Origin of the sequence: Bowmanella dokdonensis (genome assembly GCF_017254865.1) — a bacterium.
GTDB classification, from domain to species: Bacteria; Pseudomonadota; Gammaproteobacteria; order Enterobacterales; family Alteromonadaceae; genus Bowmanella; species Bowmanella dokdonensis.
Genome location: NZ_JAFKCV010000004.1, coordinates 52421 through 64893, shown reverse-complemented (window position 1 = coordinate 64893; position 12473 = coordinate 52421). Strand labels below are relative to the sequence as shown.

Sequence of the window (12473 nt, the reverse complement as noted above, 5' to 3'; positions counted from 1 at the left end):
AACAGAGTGTTCCCGTCAGCCTAGTGGGGAGGTCGGTGGGAGTGCAATCCGCTGCAGCTCGGTTTTGCCTCTATTTAATCTCTATGGGCACAGCGCAGCCGCTTTTCCAAGCCTGACGGATAGATTGTCCGCTTCCCTGACGCAGCACATTTCTTGGTCGGCGTGTCAGTTGGTAGTCATACATGGGATCGTAATAGTCCACCAGCAGGTCCCTGATCCAGTTCAGATGCAAGGTGTCGTCTCCGGTGCGGGACTGGTAGTCAAGTGCGGCCTGCATACATGCCGATAAACGCTGGTAAGCCTCGCCACCCAGGCGTTTTCTGATCCTGAACAGGCTGTCCTGCAGAACCCGGCTGAATCGGGCGAAGGGTTGTTCTCTGTCATGACGTCTGCATTCTGCCAGACGTTCCTGCACATACTCCCGGTGAATTGCCGCTATTCGTTCAGCAAGCGGCGTCTCCAGTATCAGTACCGGTGCTTGGCGCATCTTGTCCCGCAGACTGGCGGGCAGCATCAGGGAGCCGATATGGGCGCTTTCGTCCTCCAGCAGAATCTGCCGGTGTCCTGTACTTTCCAGTTTCAGTAATGCAATGGCCAGGGCATTTTCAAAGGCGATCTGAGTGGGCTGTCCGGCCAGACGGGCACCGAAGCTGGAGCCTCTGTGATTAGCCAAGCCTTCCAGATCGAGGGTGCCTGGCAGGGCATTAAGCAGTTGGGTCTTGCCGCTGCCGGTGCGGCCGGCCAGCAATACAAAATCCCGCTGCGAAATCAATCGCTCCAGCTCGTCAATCAAAAATCGCCGCAGAGCCTTGTATCCCCCCGGCACCCGGGGGTAATGGATACCGGCTTCCTGCAGCCACTGCTGGGTGATCTGCGAGCGCAGTCCGCCCCGCCAACAATACAGATAACCCTGCGGGTTGGCCCTGGCAAACCCGGACCAGACCTGCACCCTGGCATCTTTAATGGGGCCGGATACCAACCGGTGGCCCAGGTTAATAGCCGCCTGCTGGCCATGGTGTTTATAGCAGGTGCCGACCTTGGCCCGCTCATCATCGGTCATCAGCGGCAGGCTGGCGGAAGTGGGAAAAGCACCTTTGGCAAACTCGGCCGGGGCGCGCAAATCGATAAAGGGCGTGTCCTGTAAAAACAACTGCCGGTACAGTGCAGGATTGTCCACTAACAGACCTCAATCCAGGGGCCGGTGTTGCGCTCAGCCAACTCGCCGATGGGTTGCATGGCCACATTGTATTGTTCAAACAAATGACGCAGTTCCTCCAGGGCATGTGGTTCGGCGGCGATTAACAGGCCGCCGCTGGTCTGGGGATCGCACAGCAATGATCGTTGCTCATCGGTCAGTTCAGACACCTTGTGACCATAGCTGTCAAAATTACGCTTGGTACCACCGGGCACAGATCCCAGAGCGATATAGTCCATCACAGGTTGCAGTCTGGGCACCAGTTCGAAGTCAAGCCTGGCCTGCAGATCACTGCCTTCACAGACCTCCAGCAGGTGTCCCAACAGGCCAAAACCGGTCACATCGGTGACCGCCTTGACCCCATTGATCCGTGCCAAATCTGCGCCAATGCGGTTGAGCTGGCACATGATATCAGTGGCCAGGGAAGCGTGTTCGTCACGCAGCTTGCCCTGCTTTTGCGCCGTGGTCAGCACGCCCACTCCCAAAGGCTTGGTCAGAAACAGCTGACAGCCGGCGCTGGCTTTATTGTTTTGCTTTAGCTGACTGATGGGCACCTGGCCGGTTACGGCCAGGCCGAAGATGGGTTCGGGGGAATCGATGCTATGCCCTCCGGCCAGCATGATACCGGCATCCAGGCAGGCCTTACGTCCGCCGTCCACCACCTGCTGCGCGACCTCGGCAGGTAGCTTGTTGATGGGCCAGCCCAGAATGGCAATGGCCATCAGCGGCGTGCCGCCCATGGCATAGATATCGCTGATGGCATTGGTGGCGGCGATGCGACCAAAATCAAAGGGATCGTCGACGATAGGCATGAAAAAGTCTGTGGTACTGAGCACCGCCATACCGTTGCCCATATCAAAAGCGGCGGCGTCGTCCTTGCTGCTGTTGCCCACCAGCAGCCTATGATCCACTGGGATATCCAGCCGGGACTGCAGAATCTGGTCGAGAACCTGGGGAGAAATCTTACAGCCACAGCCCGCGCCGTGGCTGAATTGGGTTAATCTGATCGGTGCGTTCATGCCAGCCCTTGCCAATAAGGAAAATCAGCCACAACATACGGCTTTTTCGGCTGCATTTAAATGGGCTCAGGCAATCTTCTGCAAGAGGCTTTGTTTGACAAGGCTATGTTTGGGCCGCTTATCAATTCGATGCCATGCTGATACACTTTGCTCTCCTATGCCAATTCCACCGGTGAATAGTACGGCTGAGTCGGATGCAGTATGCACCTTCGGCACTGCTGGAGGCCGAGCGCGACGGAAAAAAATAACAATAGGATAAACAGTGGCAGCAATAAAACATAAGACCCGGACCCAATTAGCCGCCGAAGCCATCCGGGAAAAAATCCTCACAGGCGCGATAAAGGCCGGGGAACAGATACGTCAGGCGGCCCTGGCAGAAGAACTGAATATCAGCCGGATCCCGGTACGCGAAGCCTTGATGCAACTGGAAGTAGAAGGCCTGGTGGTGTTCGAGGCGCACAAAGGCGCCACTGCCACCAAACTCTCCGCCGAGCAGGTAACAGAACTGTTCGAGTTGCGGGCCCTGTTGGAAAGTGAACTGCTGCGCCAGTCCATTCCAAAGCTCACTCAAACGCATTTAGCCAGGAGTGAAGCGCTGCTGCACAAAATGGCCGATGCCTATCATGCCAATGATCTGTCGGGGGATTGGAGCAACCTCAACAGTCAGTTCCACATGAGCCTGTACGAAGCTGCCAACCGCCCACTGACTTTCGAGCTGGTGCAGAATCTTAATACCAACGCTGACCGCTATATTCGTGTGCACCTCATGCTGGCAGGGGGGGCAAACAAAGCGGAGGCAGAGCATGCCAAACTGCTGAAACTGTGCAGTCAGGGTAAGATTGAACAGGCCTGCGCATTGCTTCGCCAGCACATTCTCGGGGCGGCCGAGGAGATCATTGAAATGGTGCTGAAACAGGAGGAACGCAAAGGTTCATAGTAGCAAGGCATGACTCAGTGCCATGCCTTGTCGGCAGCTATATCTATTCTTTCTGATGCCATCTGATAAGGCGGCGACGCAATATCCACATTCCTGCAGGTAACATCAGCCACAGCCCGACAGGCTCGGAAACTGCCTGTGCCGAGACCTTAAAACTGATGGCAGGGGCATCCACCTCCAGCAACTGATTGTCATGGCTGAGCAGCCCCAGGTAATAGCTCCCCAGTGCAAGGCTTTGCTGCCCCTGACCAATAGCCTGGAAGCTGAACCTGGCCAGCATAAACCTTGTACCCTGTAAGCCGGCCAACCAGTTCTGGTCGGCAAAAAGGTCGGCATACTCGTCCATCATCAGACTACCCAGGGATCTATCGTGACTGGCGAATTGCAGGCTGTTGCCATCCAATCCGGTGCCAAATTCCCAACCTAATAACGTCAGTTGTGCAGGGTCATATAACAACTCGGCAAAGAAGCCGCCCAGGGGGGAGCCAAAGTCACTGACGTACAGCTCAGCGGTGATGGTCTGTCCCGGTGCATACTGGCTTTTGTCCAGGCTAAAACTTAGCAGTGAGGCCTGAGCCTGTGTGCCGGCCAGTAAGATCAGTAAAGCAATGAATTTTTTCATGATTTGTCCTATGGCGCTATGGCACAGTTTTGCTGGTCGCACAGAGCCATCAAGGCTCTGACATCCCGCTGGTTGATTCGGTTGTCCCGGTTAAAATCGTATTCCAGACCCAGTTCAATTCGTTGGCGGAGCAGACTGATAAAGAGTTCAATATCCCGACTGTCCACTGCACCATTGCCGTCCAAATCGCCTGCCCTCGCCGGACCGCCCTCACACTGGCCTTGTCCTGCCAGCAAACAGTCCAGCCACTGGTCGAACTGTCCATCGAAGCGATCGCTCCAATTCTGGAGGATGTCGTCGTAGGGCGTATAATCCGGCAAGGGTCCGCCTTGGGGCTGCTGCTGGCCACAGGTCCATACCCAGTTGCCCGACGCCCAGTCACTATCGTCGTATAACCAATACCAATTGTTGTCGATGGCATCTTGTTTCCACTGCCAGCCCCACTCAAACTGACACTCAGTGTCCGGTACCAGATATTTGGCGGCACGAAAACTCGGCAACAGGGCGTTGTCAATTTCTCCACGCTGGTTTTCAAACATGAAGCGCACCGCCAGATAGCCCCAGTGATAAGTGCGGGAGATGTCTTTGTGGGCATAGGTAGTCTGGAACACCTCACTTAACGCAAAGCTTTTGTCTGCAGCCACAGCGAGGGCATTGGCATTGGTGTCCCCCATGGACAAGTATTCGGCCAGCCCCTCCGCCCACCATACAGAGTTATCTGCCTGATCTTCGTAGCTGCCCCATTTGTTGAAACGCCCGTCAAGATAGTGAATATACTCATGACGAAGATTCCATACGACAAACTCAGGCTGTAACCAGGTGGCCTGAAAAGCGATAAAGCGGGCTTGGTTGCCGGGGGTGTTGGGATCCCCTTCCAGATACATGCCACCATTGTCCGTATCTATATCAAAGAAGTTACCGGCGTAGTTCTGGTAGTCGGTGGAGGAACTGAAGATCACCACTTCCAGGTCGGTATTGTAGTCGTTGGTCACCGGCGTCCCTGAACTGGTGCCAAACAGGTGGTGAAATAACTGCTCCTCGTCGGCCAGCTCAGCGCAGGCACTATCCAGGTCGTTATCAGTAATAGGCTGCTGGAAACGAATTTTGATGGTAGAGCTGCAAGCGTGCTGGCCCGACAGAATATGCGCCTGCAGATCGAAATCACAAACATCACCATACAGATCACAGTTTTGTGCATCGTAAAACAGCACCATGGATTGGGCGTTGATCCAACCATTTGCTCCCGCTCCCTCAAAGCTGTAAGTGGAAAACAGTGTTTGCAGAGCCGGCCTGACCCGTTGGGCAATGGGGCCGGAAAACTTCAGCATGCGCGCCAGTTCCGTGATGGCATCGGACCATTGATACTCACGGGTATGACCCACCAGCCAGGTCCCCTGATTCAGTATAAAGTCCTGCAAGTTGTCGATAATCTGCGGCTGACTCAACAGCAGATTCTTTAAATCCTCACCCCCGCCATTGACCGCATTGAAGTAATGGGTCAACAACTGGGTCATACCGCGCTCTTCATAGCCCAGGCCCCAGTCATCATTGCGCGACACGGAAGTGGCATAGCCAATGATTGCCTCTGCGAAACGTGGCAGGTAGGGCAGTGACTCGGTCTGTGAGCTGTTAACTAAAATCAGTATTTCATAGCGCAGCATAAAGTTGCGTGAGGCTAGGCCGTCGAAGCGTACAAAATGGGCACCACCGAAATAGCTGGTAAACGCCTGCGCCAAGGCACTGCGGTAGGCTGCCGGGTAGCTGCGTCCCGTAGCCAGTGAGGTCTCGGCCCAATGCAGGGCCCGCAAGTAAGTCACCAGCTTTTCCAACTCGCCTGCTCCGCTGGCATCACTGCCGTCAAAACCTGGCAGGATGCTGTTAATGGCCTGTACCACGGCCAGCATATTGGCATCGGAGAAAAGCGCTGTCCCGACCCACTGCGTGTCGTACAAGCCATACAAACAGGATGTCAGATTGCCGGCCCGAAGGGCCTCCACCAGCGCATCACCGCCCAGGTTCTGAAGTTCAGCGGCACTGCTGCAGCCTGCTGTGGTGGCACTGAACGACAAGCGTTTGTCGGCAGCGTGCTGATTGCTTTTCAGCACCTGTTGGCTGGTCAACGACGTGGAGTCTATTTGCCGGCTCGAATGATGGGTATGCCGGGCAGATTGCTGTAGTTGTCGCTGAAACTCTATCGGCGACAGCGTTCGTGGCGGTTTGGGTGCCAGCCGGTTTGTTGCGGCCAGTTCCTGGGCCCGCAACAGCTGAGGTCCTTGTGGCTGTCCGGGACCGTCATCGGCCACAGCCAGACCGGCACTGAGTAACAGCCCCGTCAACAGGAGGCTTATCTTATTCATGGGTAATTCCTTCTTGTTGCAGTTTATCTTGTTGTTTTTGCCTGTTGGCATATTCAAACTAGCAGCAGATTATATTGTATACAATATAATTTAATGGGTTAGCTGACCTTTTGCAGAATGGGCTCAGACCGCGCGGAAGGGTCGGAGGCCCTGTCCGGGTGCATCCAGCGCAACAATGGCCCGGTCAGCCAAAACAGCAGCACGGCTGCAAGAAGCGACACCACCGTCAATCCCAGAAAAATGGCCAGGGCATTATCCAGCATCTGCTGTTCCTCCCCTCCCCGGGAAGAGCCGATCAAGGCGCCGAGACTGCCGGCCAGCTTATTAGCCGCCGCCATAAACAGATACCAGGTCCCCATCAGCAAAGACGCCATCCTCAGCGGCGACAGGCGGGTAACCATGGACAGACCGATAGGTGACAGACACAGCTCACCCAGGGTATGGAACAGGTACGCCATAACCAAATACCAGGGACTCGCCAGGCCATCGGTGGTCTGGCGCTGGTCCATCACCGCCGCCAGCATAAAAACAAAGCCCAGCCCCAGGAGCATCAACCCCAAGGCGAACTTGATGGGCGCTGAGGGCTGCCTGGCGCCCAGACCGGCCCAGAGGCCGGCCAGCAAAGGGGCAAAAATCATGATGAACAACGGATTAAGCGACTGGAAATAGGCCGGACTGAGGACGGTTCCCCCCATCTCCCGGTCGACAAAGCGATCGGCGAAGAGATTCATCAATCCACCGGCCTGCTCAAAACCGGCCCAGAAAATCACCGTAAAAAGTCCCATGACCAGGATCACTTTAAGCCGGTCCCGCTCTGTGGCGGTAAGAGGAGGGGCTGGCCCTTGTTGGCGCCTAAGGGGGTGCTCAGCCACAGGTTTAAGTCCCACCCTGCCCAGACAACGCCTGGCCAGCGTCAATTGCAATGCCAATGCCAGCAACATGCCGACTCCGGCCAGCAGGAAACCCGCCTGGTAATTGCGTACCCAAAGCCGTTGCCCCTGGTGCCATTGCCAACTGCCGAAAAAGTCCGATGCCCAGCCCACAGCCAGTCCGGCCAGAAACATGCCCAGGTTGATGCCCAGGTAGAAGATGGTGAAAGCCCCGTCCCGCCTGGGGTCCTGTTGGCTATACAGTTCACCCACCATGGTGGAGATATTGGGCTTGAACAAGCCGTTTCCCGTCACCAGCAGCGCCAGCCCTGCGTAAAGCAGACCGCTTTGCTGACCCACAAACCATTGGTGGGGCAGCGCCAGGCAAAACTGCCCCAGGGCCATCAACAGGCAGCCCAGCAGCACCGCACGACGGCGCCCCAGGTGATTGTCGGCCAGCCAGCCGCCGATCAGGGGCGTGACATAGACCATCATGGTGAAGTTGCCGTAAAGCTGCAGGGCGTCGGCCTGATCCCAACCCATGCCGCCGCCCTGAACAGACACCCGGTCAACCAGGTAAAGTACCAGCAGGGCCCTCATGGCAAAGTAGGAAAAGCGCTCCCACATCTCGGTACCAAACAGCAGGAAGAGGCCCCCTGGATGGCCGAGCCAGTTGTCCCGTGTCCTCATAACTGGCCTGCCATGCGGGATTCTGACGGCGGCAATGCCTGTAACAGATGAAAGTGCTGTTCATCCACGCCCAGCTGCGGGGGCTGCAGATAGCTGCGATACAGATAGCGGCCCAGGTAGTTGCCCGATGGCTTGTTATCCGGGACGGGATCCTGGTTTCGCACCGTTCCGACAAAGTGCTGGAAAGCCGTTTCTTGTTCGTCGGCCAGTTGTTCGAGGGCCCGCAGATAACCGTCAAAGAAGTCCTGTCTCAGCAGAACGGCTAACTGGGCCAGTGTCTGAGGTTGCCGGCTGGCCAAAAAGCGCCAGGCCAGATAGGACCAGCGGTAGGTCAAGTCCAGGCCGTCTTCATAACGGGCGGCGAAGATGGTTTCCAGACTGGGCACATCCTCTGGCTTGGTGTCCTGCAGCAGCTTCTGCAATTTGGAGTTGTGCTCGCCTTCGGCCAGCCACTCGGCCAGACCCTCGGCCCACCAAACCATATGGCTGGGAAAATGGTTAAACGCCCCGTAGGCGGCAAAGTGACCATCCAGATAGTGGATATATTCGTGCTTCAGATTCCACACGCCAAAGGGCTGGCGCTGCCAGAACATGCGGAAAGTGAAGAATCTGGCCTGATTGTCAGGATCGCTGGGAGTGCCTTCAATATACATGCCGCCGTTGTCGGTGCCGATATCAAACAGCAGCGCCCCCGCCAGGTTGTAGTCACTGTAGTCGTCGAAAATCAGCACCTCGAGACGGTCATTAAAGTCATTGGCCACCGGCTTGTGTGCCGTGGCCAGCAGTGCATGGAAACCGCCTTCCTGAGCGCCCAGGCTCGCGCAAAGTCGGCTGAGATCGGTTTCACTTATCTGCTTATAGCGAATATGCAGCCCCTCACGGCAAACATGGGTATGGGGCAGTACCTCTGACTCGTCAGGTATCAGGCAGTAAGCGGCGTACTCGTCCTCACAACTCTGTTTGCCGCGAAAAGAATTGACCAGATAACGCTGGCTGAACAGGCGCTTTTTGTCCTCTCTTGACAGACCGGGGTTGGCCTCCAGAGCCGCCAGCAAGGCTATATCCAGCGCCCGTTGTGTCTGTTCATCCAGCAGGATGTGATAGTAGGCCAGCGTCCAGACCAGATGATCCAGCTGCCAGCCATTGCTGCTTTGGATACGTTCCAGCAACAGTGCCGGCAATTCATGGCGTTGCATCAGCGCCGATTTCAGTGCCGGGACGTTTCTGGCCTGGTAAGCCATAAAGGCCAGATGACGGATATTTTCCCACCAGGCATAGGCCTTCTGGGTGTCGTCGGATGCGGCCAGGGTCTGGCCCAACAGTGAGAAAATCACCGGCAGGGCATTGGACCACTGACTGCTCAGGGACTTAAGCGGGAAGTATCGGTACGCCAACACCGCGTATTGCTCCTGTGCCCGCCAGGCCTTGGCGTCATTAGCTTTGAAGCCGCTGTGAATGGCCAACCCTGCCAAGCTTATGGCCAGACGCTTAAGGCTGGCGTCCTGCAAAGTCTTGGTATCCCCCAGATAAGAAAAATACCGTAAGCCCTGCAGGGCGTCTTCCAGGGCCTGCCAATCCCAATTCTCGGCAGCCAGCGCGTCCTCCAGACCGGTCAGATGTTGCTCAAAATAGTCGGCGTCATAAACGCGTTGCGGGAAGCCGACCGCTTCGCCAATATCACCGGCCCGCACCAGAAGACCAGGCAACAACATCAGGATTGCCAGGTAAGGGTAGATTTTCATAATTTTCTCCAGCCGGAACAGCCGGGGCCGGTCTGGCCCCGGCGTCCTTAGAACTCGTAGCGTGCTACCAGTGAGACAAAGCGGTTTTTCTGCAGCCCGGTGGGACTGTTCCAATCCGGATTGGCGGCGAAACTGCCGTCAGACAGGGTCACTTGCGCTACCTCATTAACATTGATGGGCGTGTCAAAGTTAAAGGGGTTGTAGACGGTGGCCTTAAAGGACAGATCCCCCCCATAGACCTGGGTGACATAGGTGAGGGACAAATCCAGCTCATACAGCCAGTCCAGGTTACCCGCCGATCCCCTTGGCGCCGGCGTACCATCCCAGTCATAAAAAGACGCTTCGTCATACCACTGACTGGCACACCAGTTGGCCCACAAGCTGGGCTGCGCACAGGTATCCACATCCTGGGGGTGGATGCTGAATTTGTTGACCGGTGAACCGGAGGTAGCCCTGGCCACAAATCCCAGCTTCCAGTTTTCAGTCAGGTCATAAATACCGCTGAGCTTGAACGCATGACGGTGATCATTAGGCAAGTTGCCATAGCCATGGTCCATCAAATCGGCATAGTCATAAGACGTGGTCCAGCCCGGATCGGCCTGACCATTGTCGGTGCGCACCAGGCCTTCGGTCATGCCCCAGCTGTGGGACCAGACATACGAGGCATAGAGCTGCAAATCCTCGGTGGCGCGACCTTCCAGGTTAAACTCCCAGGCCAGATAACGGCGTTTGGGCTCGGGCAGCATCAAATCGGCAGCGGACAACTCCACCCGTTCCTTGTTGCCGTCCAGGTCGAAATCATAGAGAAAGGTCACATCCTTGCCGGGATTGAGCAGGGTGTAGAAATAGTATTCCCCGGCGTTGTTGGCGACGCCGTTTTCCTCGAGCCATTGGGCGACCACGGGCCCAAGGTCAGAGTCCTCGATGGACTGCTTCAGGTCCCGGTAGACGAAGCGGACACCGCCTTTCATGCTGTCTCCCAGCTCCCGCTCATAACCCAGGGTGACCTCGTCAGAGTACATGGGGCCGAGATCCTGTGCGGCAATCCGCTGGACGTCCACTTCTCCACTTTGTACCTGGTTGGTCGCCACCAGCGCGCCGCGACTGGGTGAACCGTCTGCCCCCAGCACAGGCGTTCCGTCGGCGTTGAGCTGTCCCGGCTCATAGTAGTAATGGACATCCCGCTGACCGCTGGCTTGTTTGATATTCATGTTGGCGCTGATAGGCTGGAAATAGCGACCCAAAGTGGCAAACAACTTGCTGCTGCCGTCCCCCTGCGGATCCCATATCAGTTGCACTCGGGGGGCGATTTGCCCATCTAGCTCGGCATAGCTTTCCCCGGTGGTGGCGGTGTTTTCAAAGTTGCTGTAACGCAGTCCTGTGTTTAACACCAGATTGTCGTTAACCTGCCAGCTGTCCTGAATATAGAACGCCAGGGCATTGACTTCGGTTTCACCGCCGGCGTCCCGCTGGCGCTGGCGCACGTAGGTACCCGCCGGCAATCCGATTCGGGGGATAGCCACGTAGTTCCGGTACTCCCACCAGCCCCTGGCATCGCCGACTCCGTTTTGGTATTCAAGATAGTTGACCGTCAGGTTCTCTCCGTCCACACCGAACTGGATGCTGTGATCATCGAGCAGATAGGTCATATCCAGACGAAACTGATCCCGCTGATAACGCTCATCGATAAGGTTGCTGGTAGTCCAGCTACCGATGCGCTCACCGTTGAGATTGACGTAGTCCCATACGCCGGGGAACTGGTTGGTGGGAATGTTACGGCTGCTGTCTTCCACCCGGCCGAGGGTGGCAGACAAGGAGAAGTTATCGGTAATAAAGCCCTGGTAGCGGACCGAGTACATTTTGCCCCCTTCGTTGCTGAGTATTTGTCCGGTGCTTTGCCCCTTACCCGCATCCTGGCTCCAGGCGAAGGTATCGTAGGTTTTGTCGGCGCTGTTATCCAAAGCCGTCAGGGTCAACACATGATCGTCGCTGATGTTCCAGTCCAGGGTGACAAACCAGCGATCATCGCGCTTCTCGTGTTCGGTGAATTGGGTGCCGGCAGAGTTGGCATAGTCCGAGTTGTATTGCCTGGGATTGAGCAAGGCGTAGAAAAACAGCTTGTCTTCAAGAATCGGACCGCTCAACCACAGATTGGCCTCGCTGAAACTGCTTTCATAATCCATGTTATTGATGGCCATGCCGCCGCTTGGTAACCATTGGGTGTCATGAGCACTGAACAGGGAGCCTGGGTCATGGCGCACTTCGGCGCCGAACTGGAAGTCGTTGCTGCCGCTCTTGGATACTGCATTGACCACCCCGCCGATAAAGCGACCATATTCGGCAGAGATGCCGCCGGTTTTCACCTGTGTCTGGGCAATAGCTTCCCAGGGAAGGTCAATGGAACCGATGCCGGTACGCAGGGCGCTGATATTCATGCCGTTAAGAAAGTAGCCGTTCTCGGCTGACGAGGCCCCGCCAAAGCTGGAAGCACTGAATTCCGAATTGCGCGCCACGCCGGGGGTAAGCAGAGCGACATTCTCAAACCCGGTATTGACCGGCATCAGATCCAAAATGTCGTCATCCAGGGTAATGCCGGCGGTGGAGTCGGCCGTGTCCACCCGCCTTAGCATGGCGCCAGTCACCTGAATACGCTCTATCTCCTTGTTGCCTTGCACGACCGGGGCGAAAATCTGCGCCTGACCAAGTGAGATGCTGATGACATAGTCATCCATCAGCACTTTGCCGTCTTTGAGCACCTGTACCTGGTAGTCTCCGACCGGCAGGGCGCGCAACACATATTCGCCTTGGTCACTGGTCTGAATACTGCGGGTAAAGTTACGGCCGAGGTGGCGAAGCTGAATAGTTACCCCGCTCAGTTGCTGGCCGGCCTCATTGCTGACCGAGCCCTTTAACAGGCCGGTAGTGTTGTCCTGGGCCCGCGCCGGTGTGGTGGCCAGCGCCAGCGCCATGGCACTGGCCAGCAGGGAGAGACGAATGGTGGTTCCACTGTTGCTTTGCTTCATCTTATTATCACTCTTTGTA

At 56.3% G+C, this 12473-nt stretch carries 8 protein-coding genes; 1 reads left to right on the top strand and 7 read right to left on the bottom strand.

The genetic code is table 11. From position 1 onward, the window contains the following. Positions 1-70: 70 nt before the first annotated feature. Both mnmH and selD read right to left on the bottom strand, forming a co-directional pair. On the bottom strand, positions 71-1177 hold the full coding sequence (mnmH, locus tag J0A66_RS08440) for a tRNA 2-selenouridine(34) synthase MnmH (protein ID WP_338143875.1): 1107 nt from the start codon (positions 1175-1177) through the stop codon (positions 71-73). Next, positions 1177-2214: a selenide, water dikinase SelD gene (gene selD / locus J0A66_RS08435; RefSeq protein WP_206573362.1), complete on the bottom strand. Its 1038-nt coding sequence runs from the start codon at positions 2212-2214 to the stop codon at positions 1177-1179. Before selD ends, mnmH begins: the two co-directional genes overlap by 1 nt. A gap of 262 nt (positions 2215-2476) precedes the next feature. Between selD and J0A66_RS08430 the strand changes: the two genes are divergently transcribed. Then, positions 2477-3151, top strand: coding sequence for an FCD domain-containing protein (locus J0A66_RS08430; protein WP_206573361.1), 675 nt, complete (start codon positions 2477-2479; stop codon positions 3149-3151). 43 nt (positions 3152-3194) lie between these two features. Here the strand turns inward: J0A66_RS08430 and J0A66_RS08425 are convergent, their stop codons facing one another. From J0A66_RS08425 to J0A66_RS08405, 5 genes are all read right to left on the bottom strand, one after another. Beyond that, entirely contained in the window at positions 3195-3773 is a 579-nt protein-coding gene (locus J0A66_RS08425) for a cohesin domain-containing protein (RefSeq protein WP_206573360.1), read from the bottom strand. Positions 3774-3781: 8 nt separating this feature from the next. Next, the gene (locus J0A66_RS08420) at positions 3782-6130 is read right to left on the bottom strand and encodes a collagenase (RefSeq protein ID WP_206573359.1); all 2349 of its coding nucleotides are present in this window, start codon (positions 6128-6130) and stop codon (positions 3782-3784) included. Between the two features lie 98 nt (positions 6131-6228). Further along, positions 6229-7689 (bottom strand): peptide MFS transporter, encoded by a 1461-nt coding sequence (locus tag J0A66_RS08415; RefSeq protein WP_206573358.1) that lies wholly within the window; start codon positions 7687-7689, stop codon positions 6229-6231. Further along, positions 7686-9431, bottom strand: coding sequence for a collagenase (locus J0A66_RS08410; RefSeq protein WP_206573357.1), 1746 nt, complete (start codon positions 9429-9431; stop codon positions 7686-7688). The genes J0A66_RS08415 and J0A66_RS08410 overlap by 4 nt, the downstream gene beginning before the upstream one ends. A 47-nt stretch (positions 9432-9478) precedes the next feature. Further along, entirely contained in the window at positions 9479-12454 is a 2976-nt protein-coding gene (locus J0A66_RS08405) for a TonB-dependent receptor (RefSeq protein WP_206573356.1), read from the bottom strand. Positions 12455-12473 lie beyond the last annotated feature (19 nt).

Excerpts from the sequence above, each read along its gene's own strand:
- selD (WP_206573362.1), bottom strand. The coding sequence starts at position 2,214 with ATGAACGCACCGATCAGATTAACCCAATTCAGCCACGGCGCGGGCTGT.
- J0A66_RS08425 (WP_206573360.1), bottom strand. The coding sequence starts at position 3,773 with ATGAAAAAATTCATTGCTTTACTGATCTTACTGGCCGGCACACAGGCT.
- J0A66_RS08420 (WP_206573359.1), bottom strand. The coding sequence starts at position 6,130 with ATGAATAAGATAAGCCTCCTGTTGACGGGGCTGTTACTCAGTGCCGGT.
- J0A66_RS08415 (WP_206573358.1), bottom strand. The coding sequence starts at position 7,689 with ATGAGGACACGGGACAACTGGCTCGGCCATCCAGGGGGCCTCTTCCTG.
- J0A66_RS08410 (WP_206573357.1), bottom strand. The coding sequence starts at position 9,431 with ATGAAAATCTACCCTTACCTGGCAATCCTGATGTTGTTGCCTGGTCTT.
- J0A66_RS08405 (WP_206573356.1), bottom strand. The coding sequence starts at position 12,454 with ATGAAGCAAAGCAACAGTGGAACCACCATTCGTCTCTCCCTGCTGGCC.